We start from the raw sequence: 16,913 nt of genomic DNA, 5'->3' as shown, positions 1-16,913 counted from the left end.
CGGGACGGCCGCCCGCCCGTACTCTGATGCACAGCGCCGGTGGGGGCCGGTGCTGATCAGGGGGCGAGACAGTCGGGTACGACGCTCGGGGCGGGGTAACAGTCACTGCACGGCGGCGGCCGTGCGACGACCACTGGGACTTCATCTCCGGGCGCCGTACCCGCAGCTGGTCCGCTTCTCGACGCATGGGGGTGTCAGTGGTCCGTATCCGGGTTCTGGTGGTGGACGATCACCGCATCTTCGCCGAATCACTCGCCGCCGCACTGGCGGCCGAGCCCGACGTGGACGTCGCGGCGGCCGGAAGCGGCCCCGCCGCTCTGCGCTGCCTGGAACGGGCGACGGCCGAGGGCCGCAGGTTCGACGTGCTGCTGGTCGACGCCGACCTGGGCACGGCGGCCGCGCCGGCGGTGGCCCGGGTCGTCCCGGACGGCGGCGCGGAGGGCATCGTCGACGGCATCTCACTGGTGACGGGGGTCCGTTCGGCCCAGTCCGGCGTACGCACGGTCGTGCTGGCGGAGAAGGACGACCCCCGGCGGGCCGCTCTGGCGCTCCAGGCCGGCGCCTCCGGCTGGGTGGCCAAGGACTGTTCGCTGCAGCGGCTGCTCGCGGTGATCCGCGGCGTACTGCGCGACGAGACGCATCTCCCGCCCGCGCTGCTCACCGGCGTGCTGCGCGAGCTGACGGCGGCCCGCAAGCACCGCACGGAGAGCGAGCGGCTGGTGGAGTCGCTGACCCCGCGGGAGCGCGAGGTGCTGCGCTGCATGGTCGCCGGCCTGGGCCGCAAGGCGGTCGCCGAGCGGCTGTTCCTCTCCCCCCACACCGTGCGGACACACATGCAGAACGTGCTGGGGAAGCTCGGTGTGCACTCCACGCTCGCGGCGGTGGCGCTGGCCCGCAGGGCGGGAGTGGGGCCGGCCGATTTAGCCGGGGATGTTGTCGAACGGGGCGGTCAGCTGGCGTAGCAGCGCCGCCAGTTCGGCCCGCTGGGCGCGGGACAGCTCGGCCAGGATCGCCCGCTCCTGGGCGAGCAGCCCGGCGAGTGCCTGGTCCGCCCGGTCCCGTCCCTCGGCGGTGAGCCGCACCAGGACACCGCGCCGGTCGCTGGGGTCGGGCAGCCGCTCGACGAGGCCCTTCTTGGCGAGGCGGTCGATCCGGTTGGTCATCGTCCCCGAGGTGACCAGCGTCTGGGTGAGCAGCTGGCCCGGGGAGAGCTGGTAGGGCGCCCCGGCCCGGCGAAGCGACGTCAGTACGTCGAACTCCCAGGGCTCCAGGTTGTGCTCGGAGAAGGCGAGGCGCCGGGCGCGGTCGAGGTGCCGGGCCAGCCTGGAGACGCGGCTGAGCACCTCGAGCGGTTCCACGTCGAGGTCGGGGCGCTCGCGGCGCCATGCTGCGACCAGTCGGTCGACCTCGTCCTCCATGGCGATCAGTGTAGGGGATCTGTCGATGTGAAGTCTCTTGATGTCAAGATATATTTCGCTGGACTATTGGGCATGACGCGCCCGGGAGACCGCTCCGCTTCGGACTTTCGTTCCAGCAAGGGGGTAAGAAAAATGCATTCCGCACCAACATGGGATCCACATCAGTATCTGCGTCACTCAAGTCACCGGACCCGTCCATTTCTGGATCTGCTCGCACGGGTTCCCGAACTGCCGGCCACCGCGGACGGCCGGACCGCCCGAATCGCCGACATCGGGTGCGGTCCCGGCAATGTGACCGCCCTCCTCGCCGAACGCTGGCCCGATGCGCGGATCACCGGCTTGGATCTCTCACCCGACATGCTGGAACAGGCCGAGAAGCACTACGCGGGCACCACGCCCGGCGGCGGCTGGCTGGACTTCCGCCCCGCGGACGCCGCGCACTGGACGCCCGACGAGCGGTACGACCTGATCATCTCCAATGCCGCTCTGCAATGGGTTCCCAACCACCCGGAGTCCTTCCCCGTCTGGCTCGACGGGCTCGCTCCTGGCGGCACCCTCGCCTTCCAGGTCCCGGGCAACTTCAACTCGCCCAGCCACGCGCTGCTCGGCGAGCTCTGCGACACCCCGCAATGGCGGTCCCGCCTGCGGGATCACGGCCGCCGGTTCGTCCACGTCCTGGACCCCGCCGACTATCTGGGCCGGCTCACCGACCTGGGCTGCGCGGTGGACGTCTGGGAGACCGTCTACTCACAGCTCCTCCAGGGTGAGGACCCGGTGCTCGACTGGGTGAAGGGCACGGCCCTGCGCCCCGTCATCACCGCGCTCGACGGCGACGACGAGGCCGTGGCCGAATTCCTCGCCCAATACCGGGACCTGCTGCGCAAGGCCTATCCACCCGGCCCGCACGGCACCGTCTTCCCCTTCCGGCGGATCTTCGCCGTCGCCCACCGCAGGGATTGACGCCGGCGGTGATCCGCGCCGCCCGCGAGCCGACGGCCGGGCGAGCCGGCCCGGAGCCCTCACGGGGTGTCCGGCGGATCACGCCGGGCCCGCGTCACCCTGACCGCGGCCCCCGATCCGCCGGGAACCCCTGGGGGATGCCCGTGGGCGCTTCTTTCGCATCCTGCCGGGCTCGCGAGCGGGAAGAAGCGCCTAGCTCTTGCGGTGCCCTATCAGCCGCGGCTTCGGCTCCAGGCCGTCCAGGCCGTGCCAGGCGAGATTGACCAGGTGCGCCGCGACCTCCGCCTTCTTGGGCTTGCGGGCGTCCAGCCACCACTGGCCGGTCAGCGCCACCATGCCGACCAGCGCCTGCGCGTATAGCGGCGCCAGCTTCGGGTCGAAGCCGCGCGCCTTGAACTCCAGCCCCAGGATGTCCTCGACCTGCGTGGCGATGTCGGAGATCAGCGAGGCGAACGTGCCCGTCGACTGGGCGACCGGCGAGTCGCGGACCAGGATCCGGAAGCCGTCGGTGTACGTCTCGATGTAGTCCAGCAGGGCGAACGCCGCCTGCTCCAGCAGCTCACGCGGATGGCCCGCGGTCAGGGCCCCGGTCACCATGTCGAGGAGCTGGCGCATCTCGCGGTCCACCACGACCGCGTACAGCCCCTCCTTGCCGCCGAAGTGTTCGTACACCACCGGCTTGGAGACCCCGGCCTTCGCCGCGATCTCCTCCACCGACGTGCCCTCGAACCCTCGTTCGGCGAAAAGCGTGCGACCGACGTCGAGCAGTTGCTGACGGCGCTCCGCGCCCGTCATCCGAACCCTGCGCCCCCGGCGGGGCTTGTCGCTGCTGGTGCTACTGCCGTCGATCGCCACGTCCTCAATCATGCCGCTTCCGCGGCCTGGTCCTTGCGCCGGGCTTCGATACGGGCGGCGGTGGGCCAGCGCACGTCGTACGCCCAGCCCAGCATCTCGAACCAGCGGATCAGCCGGGCGCTGGAGTCGATCTGCCCGCGCATCACGCCGTGACGTGCGCACGTCGGGTCGGCGTGGTGCAGGTTGTGCCACGACTCGCCGCACGACAGCACCGCCAGCCACCACACGTTGCCCGAGCGGTCACGCGACTTGAACGGACGCTTGCCGACCGCGTGGCAGATCGAATTGATCGACCACGTGACGTGGTGCAGCAGCGCGACACGCACCAGCGAGCCCCAGAAGAACGCCGTGAACGCGCCCCACCACGACATTGTCACCAGGCCGCCGACCAGCGGCGGGATCGCCAGCGACAGCACCGTCCAGAGCACGAACTGCCGCGAGATCCGGCGGATCATCGGGTCCTTGATCAGATCCGGGGCGTACTTGTGCTGCGGGGTCTGCTCCTCGTCGAACATCCAGCCGATGTGGGCCCACCACAGGCCCTTCATCAGCGCCGGCACCGTCTCGCCGAACCGCCACGGGGAGTGCGGGTCGCCCTCGGCGTCCGAGAACTTGTGGTGCTTGCGGTGGTCGGCCACCCACCGGACCAGCGGGCCCTCCACGGCCAGCGACCCCATGATCGCCAGGGCGACGCGCAGCGGCCGTTTGGCCTTGAAGGCGCCGTGGGTGAAGTACCGGTGGAAGCCGATCGTGATGCCGTGACAGCCGATGTAGTACATCGCCACCAGCAGGCCCAGATCCAGCCAGCTCACCCCCCAGCCCCACGCCAGCGGCACGGCCGCGACCAGGGCGAGGAAGGGCACCGTGATGAACAGAAGCAGCGTGATCTGCTCGATCGAGCGCTTGTTGTCCCCGCCAAGCGTGGCGGAGGGCAGGTCCGGGGCGGTTTCGAGCACCTCGGGACTTGTGGTCATAGGTGTCCCCTGGGGGGTGAGGGTTACAACGGGAAGGCCTGGCTACGGTTCCGTAACCTACGGCGACGTAAGTATGGCAGTGCGGAAGCGCGCGGCAAGAGGGCTGAGGACAGCGCCACGGAAATGGACACCTATCCTGGGTGTCGTCGGACAGCGCGGTCCGCAAGCTTTCAGTACCCCTCCAGACGTGCTCAAACACTGCAAGGAGCCGCACCTGTGAGCAGTGCCGACCAGACCACTTCCGCCAGCGCAGAACTGCGCTCCGACATCCGCCGACTGGGCGATCTCCTCGGAGAGACGCTCGTGCGGCAGGAGGGACCAGAGCTTCTGGAACTCGTCGAGAAGGTCCGCCGCCTTACGCGCGAGGACGGCGAGGCCGCAGCAGCGCTGCTCGGCGACACCGACCTGGAGACAGCCGCCCGGCTCGTACGGGCGTTCTCCACCTACTTCCACCTCGCGAACGTCACCGAGCAGGTCCACCGCGGCCGGGAGATGCGCGAGAAGCGCGCCGCCGAGGGCGGCCTGCTGGCCCGTACCGCCGACATGCTCAAGGACGGCGACCCCCAGCACGTCCGTGACACGGTCCGCAACCTCAACGTGCGGCCCGTCTTCACCGCCCACCCCACCGAGGCCGCCCGGCGCTCCGTCCTCAACAAGCTCCGCCGTGTCGCCGAGCTGCTGGAGACCCCGGTCATCGCCTCCGACCGGCGCCGCCACGACCTGCGCCTGGCCGAATCCATCGACCTGATCTGGCAGACCGACGAGCTGCGGGTCGTACGGCCCGAGCCGACGGACGAGGCCCGCAACGCGATCTACTACCTCGACGAGCTGCACGCCAACGCCGTCGGTGACGTCCTGGAGGACCTCGCCGCGGAGCTGGAGCGGGTCGGCATCGAGCTGCCGCCCGGCACCCGTCCGCTGACCTTCGGCACCTGGATCGGCGGCGACCGCGACGGCAACCCCAACGTCACCCCCGATGTCACCCGCGAGGTGCTGATCCTCCAGCACGAGCACGGCATCACCGACGCCCTCGAAGCCGTCGACTCGCTGCGCGCCCTGCTCTCGAACTCCATCCGGTACGCCGGTGCCACCGAGGAACTGCTGGACTCGCTCCAGCTCGACCTCGAACGGCTGCCCGAGATCAGCCCCCGCTACAAGCGGCTCAACGCCGAGGAGCCCTACCGGCTCAAGGCCACCTGCATCCGCCAGAAGCTGGTCAACACCCGCGAGCGCCTGGCCAAGGGGACCCCCCACGAGGAGGGCCGCGACTACCTCGGCACCGCCGAGCTGCTCGCCGACCTCACCCTCATCCAGACCTCGCTGCGCGAGCACCGCGGCGGCCTCTTCGCCGACGGCAGGCTGGACCGCACCATCCGCACCCTGGCCGCGTTCGGCCTCCAGCTCGCCACCATGGACGTCCGCGAGCACGCCGACGCCCACCACCACGCCCTCGGCCAGCTCTTCGACCGCCTCGGCGAGGAGTCCTGGCGGTACGCGGACATGCCGCGCGACTACCGGCAGAAGCTCCTCGCCAAGGAACTCCGCTCGCGGCGCCCGCTCGCCCCGACGCCCGCCCCGCTCGACGCGGCCGGCCAGAAGACCCTGGGCGTGTTCCACGCGGTCAAGGAGGCCTTCGAGCGGTTCGGGCCCGAGGTCATCGAGTCCTACATCATCTCGATGTGTCAGGGCGCCGACGACGTCTTCGCCGCCGCGGTCCTCGCCCGCGAGGCCGGGCTCATCGACCTGCACGGCGGCTGGGCCAAGATCGGCATCGTGCCGCTGCTGGAGACCACCGACGAGCTCAAGGCCGCCGACGTCATCCTCGACGGCATGCTCGCCGACCCCTCCTACCGGCGCCTCGTCTCCCTGCGCGGCGACGTCCAGGAGGTCATGCTCGGCTACTCCGACTCCTCCAAGTTCGGCGGCATCACCACCAGCCAGTGGGAGATCCACCGGGCCCAGCGCCGCCTGCGCGACGTCGCCCACCGCTACGGCGTCCGCCTGAGGCTGTTCCACGGCCGCGGCGGCACCGTCGGCCGCGGCGGCGGTCCCTCGCACGACGCGATCCTCGCCCAGCCCTGGGGCACCCTGGAGGGCGAGATCAAGGTCACCGAGCAGGGTGAGGTCATCTCCGACAAGTACCTCATCCCGTCGCTGGCCCGCGAGAACCTGGAGCTGACGGTCGCCGCCACCCTGCAGGCCTCGGCACTGCACACGGCGCCCCGCCAGTCCGACGAGGCCCTCGCCCGCTGGGACGCGGCCATGGACACCATCTCGGACGCTGCCCACACCGCGTACCGCAAGCTGGTCGAGGACCCCGACCTGCCGACGTACTTCCTGGCCTCCACACCCGTCGACCAGCTCGCCGACCTGCACCTGGGCTCGCGGCCCTCCCGCCGCCCCGGCTCGGGCGTCTCGCTCGACGGACTGCGCGCCATCCCGTGGGTCTTCGGCTGGACCCAGTCGCGGCAGATCGTCCCCGGCTGGTTCGGGGTCGGCTCGGGCCTCAAGGCGCTGCGCGAGGGGGGCCTGCGGCAGGAGGGTGACGCCGTGCTCGACGAGATGTACGAGCAGTGGCACTTCTTCCGCAACTTCCTGTCCAACGTCGAGATGACCCTCGCCAAGACGGACCTGCGGATCGCCCGCCACTACGTCGAGACCCTCGTCCCCGAGAACCTGCGGCACGTCTTCGACGACATCGAGGCCGAGCACGCGCTCACGGTCAGCGAGGTGCTGCGCGTCACGGGCGGCGAGCGGCTGCTGGACTCCAACCCGGTCCTCCAGCAGACCTTCGCCATCCGCGACGCCTACCTGGACCCGATCTCCTACCTCCAGGTCGCGCTGCTCGCCCGCCAGCGGTCGGCCGTCGAGCGCGGTGAGGAGCCCGATCCGCTGCTCGCCCGGGCGCTGCTGCTGACGGTCAACGGTGTGGCCGCCGGTCTGCGCAACACCGGCTGACGCGCGCACGCGAAGAGGGGGCGCCCGGATTCATCCGGGCGCCCCCTCACGCATGCGCGGTATCAGTGCTCCTGCTGACCCTTGCGACGGCGCGCCACCAGGTAGCCGCCGCCCGCGACGAGCGCGGCCGCGACGCCCGCGAGCACGCCCACCGGCGCGGAGCTGCCCGTCTCGGCGAGGTCGCCGGACGAGTCCTTCGCCGACGGAGCCGGGGCCGGTGTCGAGTCCGCGGGGGCCGGGGAGCCGGCCGGCTCCTCACCGGCCGGCGTGGACGGGGTGTCCGACGGCTTGCCGCCCGGCTCCTCCGCCGGCTTGTCCGGCTCGTCGCCGGGCTTGGTGTCGTCGCAGTCGGTCCAGAACACCTTGTGCTTGGCCCGGCCGTTCTCGCCGTCGAAGTTCCAGAACAGCTTGTAGTGACCGTCGGGCAGCGACAGGTCGGCGGTGCGGCCGTGACCGTCGGCGTCCAGCGTCAGCAGGCCGGACTTCACCGTCTCGCCCTTGACGTCGGCGGTGGGCGCCCAGGCCTCGATGTGCCAGTCGACTTTCTGGCCCGCGTCGAAACCGAAGGCGTCCAGGTAGAAGGTGCAGACGTGCGGTTCGTTCTTGCGGAGTTCCTCGCCCGTGGTGGCGTCGTGAATCTTCACCGTGCCGTTGTCACCGGGCGGAGTCGCCAGCGCGGAAGGGGCGAACAGCAGCGAGCAGGATGCGGCGGCCATCAGTGCGCCGGCGGGAATGAAGGTGCGCATGGGCAGTCCAACGTGAGAGAAGAGGGATGCCGTGGGGGGCGGCTCAGCTTCCTGTGGCTGCGTCGGCGTGGTCAAGACACCTATTACGGCTTCCGTACCGACCACCGCCACATGCCCCAATGATCCGGATAACGATTCAGTGAATGCGTCGTTCCGGCCCGGTCGGCACCAATCCCGCGGCGAGCCCCGCAGTCGATCCCCGGCATCGGCCCGGGACACGGTCCGCGGAGGAGATTCGCCCGAAAACCCTCAGAGCGCGAAGAACGTCCCCAATAGCAGCGCCCCGCCCGCCGCCGCCGACATCCACGCCAGCCGCGGCAGCCGCAGGCCACCCCCGATCACCAGCGCGGCCAGGAGCAGCGCGCCACCCAGCGGCAGCCACGCGTGCAGGCCGCCCGGCCAGCCCGTGCGCACCAGCTCGGTCGTGTCCGGCTTCACCACCACCGGATACCGCCCGCCCTTCTCCACGGCGACCGAATGCTCGATGGTCATGTCCGTACGGGGGGCACCCCGAGGCCCCTCCGGCACGTACCGGCCCGTACAGGTGTCCGACGAACAGCCCGTGACCGTCAGGGTGCCGTGCTCGCGGCCCTTCGACAGCAGTATGTGCTGCGCCGTACCCCACGACGCCCAGGCCCCGGCCACCACCAGAAGCAGCGCCACCAGGGCCATGGCCACGTTCCGGGCGTACGGGAGCATGGAAGTCCGCTTGGTGCTCATGGGGCGCGATCCTCAGGGATATGACCGGCCGCGGTCAATTTCGGTCCGCCGGAGGTCAGCTGTTGTACGCCGACTGCGCCCGCTCCAGACCCTCCGTCACCAGGCACTCCACCGCGTCGGCGGACCGGTCGACGAAGTAGTCGAGCTCCTTGCGCTCGGCCGAGGAGAAGTCCTTCAGCACGAAGTCCGCGACCTGCATCCGGCCCGGCGGCCGGCCGATACCGAACCGCAGCCGGTGGTAGTCCGGGCCCATCGCCTTCGTCATCGACTTCAGACCGTTGTGCCCGTTGTCCCCCCCGCCCAGCTTCAGCCGCAGCGTCCCGTAGTCGATGTCCAGCTCGTCGTGGACGGCGACGATGTTCGCCGTCGTCACCTTGTAGAAATCGCGCAGCGCCGTCACGGGGCCACCCGAAAGGTTCATGTACGACATCGGTTTGACCAGGATCACCCGGCGGCTCGCGGGCCCCGCCGGCCCGATCCGGCCCTCGACCACCTGCGCCTGCGCCTTCTGCGCGCGCTTGAACTTCCCGCCGATCCGCTCGGCGAGGAGATCGGCCACCATGAAGCCGACGTTGTGCCGGTTGGCGGCGTACTCGGGCCCCGGATTGCCCAGGCCCACGATGAGCCAGGGGGCGCTGGCGTCCGTCGTCATACGGTCAGTCTCCTCGCTTGCTCGCCATCCGGCGGAGAACACAGGGAAACGGGGTGGCGGGCACAGCCCGCCACCCCGTCAAGCAGAGCCTACGGCTCAGGCCTCGGCGGCCTCTTCGCCCTCGGCGCCCTCGGCGGCCGGCTCCTCGGCCTGCGCGGCGAGGACCTGCAGCACCACGGTGTCCTCCTCGACGGCGAGCGTGACGCCCGACGGCAGGGTGATGTCCTTGGCGAGGACGGAGGCACCGGCCTCGAGGCCCTCGATGGAGACCGAGAGGGACTCGGGGATGTGGGTGGCCTCGGCCTCGACCGGCAGCGCGTTCAGCACGTGCTCGATCAGGTTGCCGCCCGGGGCCAGCTCGCCCTCGGTGGCGACCGGGATCTCGACGGTGACCTTCTCGCCGCGCTTCACCAGGAGCAGGTCGACGTGCTCCAGGAAGCCCTTCAGCGGGTCGCGCTGCACGGCCTTCGGGATCGCCAGCTCGTTGGTCTTGCCGTCGATGTCCAGGGCGATCAGGACGTTCGGCGTACGCAGCGCCATCAGCAGGTCGTGGCCCGGCAGCGTCAGGTGCAGCGGGTCGGAACCGTGGCCGTACAGAACACCCGGAACCTTGTGGTCACGACGGATGCGGCGGGCCGCACCCTTGCCGAACTCGGTGCGGGTCTCGGCGGTGATCTTCACCTCGGACATGTGCACTCCTCGTATGCAGTAACGGAAAGCGGTCGTGGTCACTCGGCCACGACTGGACTTGGCCTGCTACGAAGAGCGCGTCGATAACGGACCGCCGCACCTGATCGATGCGGCCTCCCTCGCCGAGCAACTACACCAGCTTAACCGAAAGCGAAAGGCCGCCCCGACACACGGTCGGGGCGGCCTTGTCGACCGGTTGCTCAGTGGCCGATCAGCCCTGCTCCTCGAAGAGGCTCGTCACCGAACCGTCCTCGAAGACCTCGCGCACGGCCCGCGCGATCGTCGGCGCGATCGACAGCACCGTGATCTTGTCGAGCTCCAGCTCGCCGGGCGTCGGCAGGGTGTTCGTCAGCACGAACTCGCTGACCTTCGAGTTCTTCAGACGGTCGGCCGCCGGGCCGGACAGAATGCCGTGCGTCGCGGTGACGATGACGTCCTCCGCGCCGTGCGCGAACAGCGCCTCGGCGGCGGCGCAGATCGTGCCACCCGTGTCGATCATGTCGTCGACCAGGACGCAGACGCGGCCCTCGACCTCACCCACGACCTCGTGCACGGTCACCTGGTTGGCGACGTCCTTGTCGCGGCGCTTGTGGACGATCGCCAGCGGCGCGTCCAGACGGTCGCACCACCGGTCGGCGACCCGCACACGGCCCGCGTCGGGAGAGACGACCGTCAGCTTGTTCCGGTCCACCTTCGCGCCGACGTAGTCCGCCAGCACCGGCAGCGCCGACAGGTGGTCCACCGGACCGTCGAAGAAGCCCTGGATCTGGTCCGTGTGCAGGTCGACCGTGAGGATGCGGTCCGCTCCCGAGCACTTCAGCAGATCGGCGATGAGACGGGCCGAGATCGGCTCACGGCCGCGGTGCTTCTTGTCCTGCCGGGCATAGCCGTACGACGGGATGATCACGGTGATGCTCCGGGCCGAGGCCCGCTTCAGAGCATCGATCATGATCAGCTGCTCCATGATCCACTTGTTGATGGGAGCTGTGTGGCTCTGCATCAGGAAGCAGTCCGCACCACGCGCCGACTCCTGGAACCGGACGTAGATCTCACCGTTGGCGAAGTCGAAAGCCTTCGTCGGCACGAGACCGACACCCAGCTGGTGCGCGACCTCCTCGGCCAGCTCGGGGTGGGCGCGGCCGGAGAAGAGCATCAGCTTCTTCTCGCCGGTCGTCTTGATCCCGGTCACAGCACTGTCTCCTCAGACGTGTTCTCTGGCCGCGAGCCACTGTCGCGCGAACCAGCCGAATTTGTGTGCACGTATCACGGTACGCCGAGTTCGGCGCACCTGTTTCCGGTCAGCTTTCGCCGTCGGCCTGTTCGGACGCCACGGCAGCGGCCTGCGCGGCGGCGCTGCCGGGCCGCTTACGGGCCACCCAACCCTCGATATTCCGCTGCTGACCACGGGCCACGGCCAGCGAACCCGCGGGCACGTCCTTGGTGATCACGGAGCCGGCCGCCGTATAGGCACCGTCCCCGATCGTGACGGGAGCCACAAACATGTTGTCCGAGCCCGTCTTGCAGTGCGAACCGATCGTCGTGTGGTGCTTGCTCTCGCCGTCGTAGTTCACGAACACGCTCGCCGCGCCGATGTTGCTGTACTCGCCGATCGTGGCGTCGCCGACGTACGACAGGTGCGGCACCTTCGTGCCCTCGCCGATCGTGGCGTTCTTCATCTCCACGTACGTACCGGCCTTGGCCTTCAGCCCGAGACGGGTGCCGGGACGCAGGTACGCGTACGGGCCGACCGTAGCCGCCTCGCCCACCTCGGCGCCGTCCGCCACGGTGTTGTCCACCCGGGCGCCCTTGCCGACCTTGGTGTCCTTCAGCCGGCTGTTCGGGCCGACCTCGGCGTCCTCCGCCAGGTGCGTGGCACCCAGCAGCTGCGTGTTCGGGTGCACCACGGCGTCCCGCTCGAAGGTCACCGTCACGTCCACCAGCACCGAGGACGGGTCGACCACGGTCACGCCCGCCATCATCGCCCGCTCCAGCAGCCGCTGGTTCAGCAGCGTGCGGGCCTCGGAGAGCTGCACCCGGTTGTTGATGCCGAGGATCTCGCGGTGGTCGGAGGCGACCGAGGCCCCCACGCGGTGCCCCGCCTCACGCAGGATGCCGAGCACATCGGTGAGGTACTCCTCACCCTGGCTGTTGTCGGTGCGGACCTTGCCGAGCGCGTCGGACAGCAGCTGGCCGTCGAACGCGAACACTCCCGAGTTGATCTCACGGATCGCGCGCTGCGCCGGGGTGGCGTCCTTGTGCTCGACGATCGCGGTGACGGCACCGGTCTCCGGGTCGCGGACGATCCGGCCGTACCCGGTCGAGTCCGGGACCTCGGCGGTCAGCACGGTGACGGCGTTGCCGTCGGCGGCGTGCGTCCCGGCCAGGGCGGCCAGCGTCTCGCCGGACAGCAGCGGGGTGTCCCCGCAGACGACGACCACGGTTCCGTCGAGCGCCTGGGGGCCCAGCTCCTCCAGAGCCATCCGCACGGCGTGACCGGTGCCGTTCTGCTCGTGCTGCACGGCGATCCGGGTACCGGCGTAGTGCTCGTCGAGATGCGCGGTGACCTGCTCACGGGCGTGCCCGACCACGACGCACAGGTGCTCGGGGGTCAGCTCGCGCGCGGCGGAGACGACGTGTCCGACGAGCGAACGCCCGCAGATTTCATGCAGGACCTTGGGGGTCTTCGACTTCATGCGGGTGCCCTCACCCGCTGCGAGGACGACGACGGCTGCCGGGCGGTTGGCGCTCACGGGAATGCCCTTCGGCTTCGGGTGGTGGACATTCGCAGGATACCGGGGGGTTTCCGGGGTGAAATAAGCGCGGGTCCCGACCGTGAGGTCGGGACCCGAATGTGGAGCTCCCGGAGAAGGACTCGAACCCTCATTCAACGGACCAAAACCGTTTGTCCTACCTTTAGACGATCCGGGATTGTTTATCGCCTATGTCCGATTCTTGGATCGGCCGCAAGCGCAGCCCCTACTATGCCGTACCAAGAGCCTTCGATGCGACGGTACAAATCAGCGCCCCACAGGACTGCTTCCGCCGGAGTCATCAGGTTCGCCCCGTACTGGATCTGGCGACCGGAAAATGAGTGGCCCCCGCCCGTACGCTGGGAGACATGACCACAACGGGGGCACACCAGGACGCTGTGGGCACGACCGCTCGCGGCTGGTGGTGGTGGGAACGGCGGCGCAGTGCCGTGCTGGACGTGACGCTCGGGGTTCTGTCGGCCCTGGAGTGTGCGGCCGAGGGGATCGGGTTCGCGGACAACGCCGGGTTGCCGGTGCCTGCCGGGGTGCTCTTCGGCCTGGTCGTCGGGTCCGTGCTGGTGGTGCGGCGCCGGTGGCCGATCGCGGTGGTCCTGGTGGGGATCGCGGTGACACCCGCCGAGATGGGCTTTCTGATGGGGGTCGTCGGGCTGTACACGCTCGCCGCCTCGGAGGTCCCCCGGAGGATCATCACCGCGCTCGCGGGGATGTCGCTGGCCGCCACGGGGATCGTGACCTGTCTCCGGGTCAGCCAGGACATCGCCTCCGCCGACTTCGACCCGGGTCCTTGGTACGTGCCGTTGATGTCGGTGTTCCTGTCGCTCGGGCTGACCGCGCCCCCGGTGCTGTTCGGGTTGTACATAGGGGCCAGGCGGCGGCTGATGGAGAGTCTGCGGGAGCGGGCGGACAGCCTGGAGCAGGAGCTGTCGCTGCTGGCCGACCGTGCGGAGCAGCGGGCGCGGATGGCGCGTACCGAGGAGCGCACGCGTATCGCTCGTGAGATGCACGACGTGGTGGCGCACCGGGTGAGCCTGATGGTGGTGCACGCGGCCGCGCTGCAGGCGGTCGCGCTGAAGGACCCGCAGAAGGCGGTCAGGAACGCGGCCCTGGTCGGCGACATGGGCCGGCAGGCGCTGACGGAGCTGCGGGAGATGCTGGGGGTGCTGCGCGCGGGAGAGGGTGACGCCCCGGGGTCCGTGGCGCCCGTGTCGGCGTCCGCTCCCGCGCGGGAGCCGGTGCCGCTGGCGGCGGTGGGCCGGGCCGCCGCGGCCGCCGCGTCGGCGGCGGGCGGTGCGGAGGGTGCCGGCGGTGCGGCTGGTGCGGGTGGCGGTCAGGCCGGCCGGGCGGCCGACGACGGGTGCTGTCTGGACGCGCTGGAGGACCTCGTCGAGCAGTCGCGTCAGACCGGGACGGTCGTGGAACTGCTGGTCATGGGTGAGGCCCGGACGTACGGGCCGGACGTCGAGCGGACCGCGTACCGCGTGGTGCAGGAGGCCCTCACGAACGTCCACAAGCATGCGGCGGGCGCGAAGGTGGTCGTGCGGTTGGCGCACCGGGCGGAGGAGGTCGCCATGCAGGTGGAGAACGGTCCGTCGGACGGTGCGGCGGCGGATGCCGGACTGCCGAGCGGAGGCAACGGCCTGGTCGGTATGCGGGAGCGGGTCACGGCCCTCGGCGGGGTGTTCGTGTCCGGCCCGACGGACGACGGTGGGTTCAAGGTCTCCGCGGTGCTGCCGGTGGCCGCGGCCGCCGCCTGAGCTGTCACCGCCTGTCGCTGTCCCTGCCTGTCGCTGTCTCTGCCGTCGCTGGTCCGAGCCGTGGTCGCCCGAGGCGTCGTCGGCCGCCCGGCCGGGTGCTGGGGCGGGACTCGGGGGGCGACGGTGAGCGCCGCCCAGGCCCAGGGGCGCCGGGCCGGGTCGTGGCCGTCGGCGGGTCAGGGGGAACTGAGGCGTTCGGGCCGGGTGCCGGTGACGAGTGTGCCGAGCGCCTGGTCGATGTCGGGTCCCAGGTACCAGTCGCCCGCGTGGTCGAGGCTGTAGACGCGGCCCTCGGCGTCGATGGCGAGGATCGCCTGGCCGTCGGACTCCTCGCCGAGGGGGGCCATCTCGGTCTCCAGGGCGCGGCCGAGGTCGGCCAGGCTGCGGGCGAGGTGGAGTCCCGCGAGGGGGTCGAAGCGGACGGAGGCGGGGGCGATCTGCCGACCGGGGCCGGGTGCGGCGACGTGCAGGCCGCCGAACTCCGCCCAGGCCTCCACGGCCGCGGGGAACACGGAGTGCCGGTGTCCCGCGGGGGAGATGTGCGCGCGGAGGGTGTCGGCCCACTGTTCGGCCTGCTTGATGTCCCAGCGGCCGGGTTGCCACCCCGCATCCCGGAGGGCGGCGTCCACGGCGACGGGGAAGCGGGTGGTGTTCAGGTCGGGCATGTGCGTGCGGTCAGCCGTTCTGGGCGGTCGGGTCGACGGAGCGTACGCCGAAGTGGGCGAGGAGTGCGGCGCAGGAGCGGCAGGGGGCGGCGTAGCTGCCGTGGAGGGGGTCCCCGTCCTCGCGGATGCGGCGTGCGGTCAGTTTCGCGTTCTTGAGTGAGCGCCGGGCCTCGCCTTGGCTGAGGGGTTTCTTCTGGGCGCGTTTGGACCGGTTCGTCTCGGTGGCCGTCAGATGGCGGGAGAGGAGGATCGCCTCCGGGCACCGGCCGGTGAAGCGTTCGCGCTGCCCGCTGGTGAGGGTGTCGAGGAAGTCCTGCACGAGGGGGTGCAGGACGGGCGGCTGATGACCCCGGCCCGCGGTGCAGGTGAGGGTCTCGCCGCGGACGGACAGGGCCGCGCCGACCGTGGGCAGGATGCCGTCGCGGCGGTGGCGGAGCGCGGGGGCACGGTTGGGGGTGGTGCTGCTCCAGCTGAGGCGTGGATCGCCTGCCGTGGGTGTCGTGCCTGGTTGCGCTGTGTGCATGGAAGTTCGTCGTCCCCTCTGCAATCCCCCGAGTTGCGGTCCACAGCCTGCCAAATGGGTGAGCGGATGGGGAAGCGGGGGCGCTGAAACGTGTGACCGGTGTGTCGCCCGATGGTCGATGGGTCACCTGCGGGTGACGGTTGGTCACTGAAACGGAGGGCAGGTTCCCCCCGTCGCCCCACCGCATAGGCTGTGCGGAACCAGCCAGCAGCAGCAGGGGGCATCCGCCATGACGACAGGTCGGCTCGGGCAGCCAGCCGCGCCACCGAACGCGGCCTACGCCGGACAGGTCGTGCACTTCCCGGACCCGGTACGCGCCTCCCGGCATCCCAGAGGTGTGCGGGTGGACGAGCACGGTCACCCGGACTTCTCGGCGTACGCGCGCGCGGCCGCGGAGATCGCCGACCCGCCGGAGGGTTTCGGGGTCGACGAGCTGCGGCTGACGGACTACGTGTCGGCGAACGCCGCGCTGGCCGCGACCGGGCACGAGCTGTGGGACACGATTCCCTCGGTCGCGACGCCGCACGGCTGGACCTGGCACCACGTGGCGAACACCCGCCGCATGGAACTCGTGCCGGTCGAGGTCAAGGCGCTGCTCCGGCACCACGGCGGGCTGGCCACGACCGCCGTGGACCAGGACAAGCGGGGCACACGGCCGTTGCAGGAGACGCGGCCCGCGCACTTCGGGCTGCCGAAGAGCGCGGTGTCGGTGTCCGAGACGCAGCTGCAGGGCGTGGAGGAGGACCTGGGGTACCGCCTGCCGGGCGCGTACCGCTCCTTCCTGAAGGCGGCCGGTGGCTGCGCGCCGGTCGGCGCCGCGCTCGACGCGGAGCTGGGGCTCCTGGTCGACCAGCCGTTCTTCACGGTGCGCGACGAGGCCGCGGTCAACGACCTCGTCTACGTCAACAAGTGTCTGCGGGACCACCTGACGAAGGATTACCTGGGCGTCGCGTTCGTCCAGGGCGGCATCCTCGCCGTCAAGGTGCGGGGCGCGGGCACCGGGTCGGTGTGGTTCTGCGCCTATGACGACGCGCGTGATGTCAGCGAGACGGCCGGGTGGACGGTGCAGGACCGGATGGAGCGGCTGCTGCTGCCGTGCGGCGCGGACTTCGACGAGTTCCTGCAGCGGCTGGCGGGCAATCCGCCCGAGCTGGAGACGGTGGCGAACCTGATGGTGGACGGCGGCTTCGCGCGTGCCGTCCCGGTTTCGGACGAGGGGTGACGGTC

16 protein-coding genes and 1 tRNA gene are annotated in these 16,913 nt (G+C 70.6%); 5 read left to right on the top strand and 12 right to left on the bottom strand.

Annotated elements, in window-relative coordinates:
* Positions 1-197 precede the first annotated feature (197 nt).
* Positions 198-962 (top strand): LuxR C-terminal-related transcriptional regulator, encoded by a 765-nt coding sequence (locus ACY34K_RS19520; RefSeq protein WP_462748815.1) that lies wholly within the window; start codon positions 198-200, stop codon positions 960-962.
* Here ACY34K_RS19520 and tamR read toward each other — a convergent pair.
* Positions 921-1,418 (bottom strand): MarR family transcriptional regulator TamR, encoded by a 498-nt coding sequence (tamR, locus tag ACY34K_RS19515; RefSeq protein ID WP_290109911.1) that lies wholly within the window; start codon positions 1,416-1,418, stop codon positions 921-923. The genes ACY34K_RS19520 and tamR overlap by 42 nt on opposite strands.
* A gap of 132 nt (positions 1,419-1,550) precedes the next feature.
* On the opposite strand from tamR, the gene ACY34K_RS19510 reads away from it, so the two are divergent.
* A complete protein-coding gene (locus tag ACY34K_RS19510) occupies positions 1,551-2,378 on the top strand; it encodes a trans-aconitate 2-methyltransferase (protein ID WP_462748720.1) in 828 nt (275 codons plus the stop codon).
* 192 nt (positions 2,379-2,570) lie between these two features.
* Here the strand turns inward: ACY34K_RS19510 and ACY34K_RS19505 are convergent, their stop codons facing one another.
* Positions 2,571-3,245, bottom strand: a complete 675-nt coding sequence (locus ACY34K_RS19505) for a TetR/AcrR family transcriptional regulator (protein WP_462748717.1) — start codon at positions 3,243-3,245, stop codon at positions 2,571-2,573.
* Positions 3,242-4,207, bottom strand: coding sequence for an acyl-CoA desaturase (locus ACY34K_RS19500; RefSeq protein ID WP_462748716.1), 966 nt, complete (start codon positions 4,205-4,207; stop codon positions 3,242-3,244). Before ACY34K_RS19500 ends, ACY34K_RS19505 begins: the two co-directional genes overlap by 4 nt.
* A 216-nt stretch (positions 4,208-4,423) precedes the next feature.
* Here ACY34K_RS19500 and ppc point away from each other — a divergent pair, with 216 nt between their 5' ends.
* Entirely contained in the window at positions 4,424-7,165 is a 2,742-nt protein-coding gene (ppc, locus tag ACY34K_RS19495; protein ID WP_462748715.1) for a phosphoenolpyruvate carboxylase, read from the top strand.
* Positions 7,166-7,227: 62 nt separating this feature from the next.
* Here the strand turns inward: ppc and ACY34K_RS19490 are convergent, their stop codons facing one another.
* From ACY34K_RS19490 to ACY34K_RS19460, 7 genes are all read right to left on the bottom strand, one after another.
* Entirely contained in the window at positions 7,228-7,911 is a 684-nt protein-coding gene (locus ACY34K_RS19490; protein WP_462748713.1) for an LAETG motif-containing sortase-dependent surface protein, read from the bottom strand.
* A 249-nt stretch (positions 7,912-8,160) separates the two neighbouring features.
* Positions 8,161-8,631, bottom strand: coding sequence for a hypothetical protein (locus ACY34K_RS19485; RefSeq protein WP_462748711.1), 471 nt, complete (start codon positions 8,629-8,631; stop codon positions 8,161-8,163).
* A gap of 55 nt (positions 8,632-8,686) precedes the next feature.
* Positions 8,687-9,283 (bottom strand): aminoacyl-tRNA hydrolase, encoded by a 597-nt coding sequence (pth, locus tag ACY34K_RS19480; protein WP_462748709.1) that lies wholly within the window; start codon positions 9,281-9,283, stop codon positions 8,687-8,689.
* Positions 9,284-9,379: 96 nt separating this feature from the next.
* Positions 9,380-9,973: a 50S ribosomal protein L25/general stress protein Ctc gene (locus ACY34K_RS19475; RefSeq protein WP_462748707.1), complete on the bottom strand. Its 594-nt coding sequence runs from the start codon at positions 9,971-9,973 to the stop codon at positions 9,380-9,382.
* A gap of 211 nt (positions 9,974-10,184) precedes the next feature.
* Positions 10,185-11,162, bottom strand: coding sequence for a ribose-phosphate diphosphokinase (locus ACY34K_RS19470; RefSeq protein WP_462748706.1), 978 nt, complete (start codon positions 11,160-11,162; stop codon positions 10,185-10,187).
* Positions 11,163-11,271: 109 nt separating this feature from the next.
* On the bottom strand, positions 11,272-12,723 hold the full coding sequence (gene glmU / locus ACY34K_RS19465; protein WP_462748704.1) for a bifunctional UDP-N-acetylglucosamine diphosphorylase/glucosamine-1-phosphate N-acetyltransferase GlmU: 1,452 nt from the start codon (positions 12,721-12,723) through the stop codon (positions 11,272-11,274).
* A 107-nt stretch (positions 12,724-12,830) separates the two neighbouring features.
* Positions 12,831-12,901, bottom strand: a tRNA-Gln gene (locus tag ACY34K_RS19460).
* 190 nt (positions 12,902-13,091) lie between these two features.
* Between ACY34K_RS19460 and ACY34K_RS19455 the strand changes: the two genes are divergently transcribed.
* A complete protein-coding gene (locus ACY34K_RS19455) occupies positions 13,092-14,498 on the top strand; it encodes a sensor histidine kinase (protein ID WP_462748702.1) in 1,407 nt (468 codons plus the stop codon).
* Between the two features lie 176 nt (positions 14,499-14,674).
* Here the strand turns inward: ACY34K_RS19455 and ACY34K_RS19450 are convergent, their stop codons facing one another.
* Positions 14,675-15,163 (bottom strand): SUKH-3 domain-containing protein, encoded by a 489-nt coding sequence (locus tag ACY34K_RS19450; protein ID WP_462748700.1) that lies wholly within the window; start codon positions 15,161-15,163, stop codon positions 14,675-14,677.
* Between the two features lie 10 nt (positions 15,164-15,173).
* Entirely contained in the window at positions 15,174-15,686 is a 513-nt protein-coding gene (locus tag ACY34K_RS19445; RefSeq protein WP_462748698.1) for a YwqJ-related putative deaminase, read from the bottom strand.
* Positions 15,687-15,915: 229 nt separating this feature from the next.
* Here ACY34K_RS19445 and ACY34K_RS19440 point away from each other — a divergent pair, with 229 nt between their 5' ends.
* A complete protein-coding gene (locus ACY34K_RS19440; RefSeq protein WP_462748697.1) occupies positions 15,916-16,908 on the top strand; it encodes an SMI1/KNR4 family protein in 993 nt (330 codons plus the stop codon).
* Positions 16,909-16,913: the final 5 nt, after the last annotated feature.

The organism is Streptomyces sp. STAM6, from assembly GCF_054963715.1.
This window is presented reverse-complemented; position numbering and strand designations above follow the sequence as displayed.

What these genes read in the sequence shown, in the direction of transcription:
- tamR (WP_290109911.1), bottom strand. Translation starts at nt 1,418, where the DNA reads ATGGAGGACGAGGTCGACCGACTGGTCGCAGCATGGCGCCGCGAGCGC.
- ACY34K_RS19510 (WP_462748720.1), top strand. Translation starts at nt 1,551, where the DNA reads ATGCATTCCGCACCAACATGGGATCCACATCAGTATCTGCGTCACTCA.
- ACY34K_RS19505 (WP_462748717.1), bottom strand. Translation starts at nt 3,245, where the DNA reads ATGATTGAGGACGTGGCGATCGACGGCAGTAGCACCAGCAGCGACAAG.
- ACY34K_RS19500 (WP_462748716.1), bottom strand. Translation starts at nt 4,207, where the DNA reads ATGACCACAAGTCCCGAGGTGCTCGAAACCGCCCCGGACCTGCCCTCC.
- ACY34K_RS19490 (WP_462748713.1), bottom strand. Translation starts at nt 7,911, where the DNA reads ATGCGCACCTTCATTCCCGCCGGCGCACTGATGGCCGCCGCATCCTGC.
- ACY34K_RS19485 (WP_462748711.1), bottom strand. Translation starts at nt 8,631, where the DNA reads ATGAGCACCAAGCGGACTTCCATGCTCCCGTACGCCCGGAACGTGGCC.
- pth (WP_462748709.1), bottom strand. Translation starts at nt 9,283, where the DNA reads ATGACGACGGACGCCAGCGCCCCCTGGCTCATCGTGGGCCTGGGCAAT.
- ACY34K_RS19475 (WP_462748707.1), bottom strand. Translation starts at nt 9,973, where the DNA reads ATGTCCGAGGTGAAGATCACCGCCGAGACCCGCACCGAGTTCGGCAAG.
- ACY34K_RS19455 (WP_462748702.1), top strand. Translation starts at nt 13,092, where the DNA reads ATGACCACAACGGGGGCACACCAGGACGCTGTGGGCACGACCGCTCGC.
- ACY34K_RS19450 (WP_462748700.1), bottom strand. Translation starts at nt 15,163, where the DNA reads ATGCCCGACCTGAACACCACCCGCTTCCCCGTCGCCGTGGACGCCGCC.
- ACY34K_RS19445 (WP_462748698.1), bottom strand. Translation starts at nt 15,686, where the DNA reads ATGCACACAGCGCAACCAGGCACGACACCCACGGCAGGCGATCCACGC.
- ACY34K_RS19440 (WP_462748697.1), top strand. Translation starts at nt 15,916, where the DNA reads ATGACGACAGGTCGGCTCGGGCAGCCAGCCGCGCCACCGAACGCGGCC.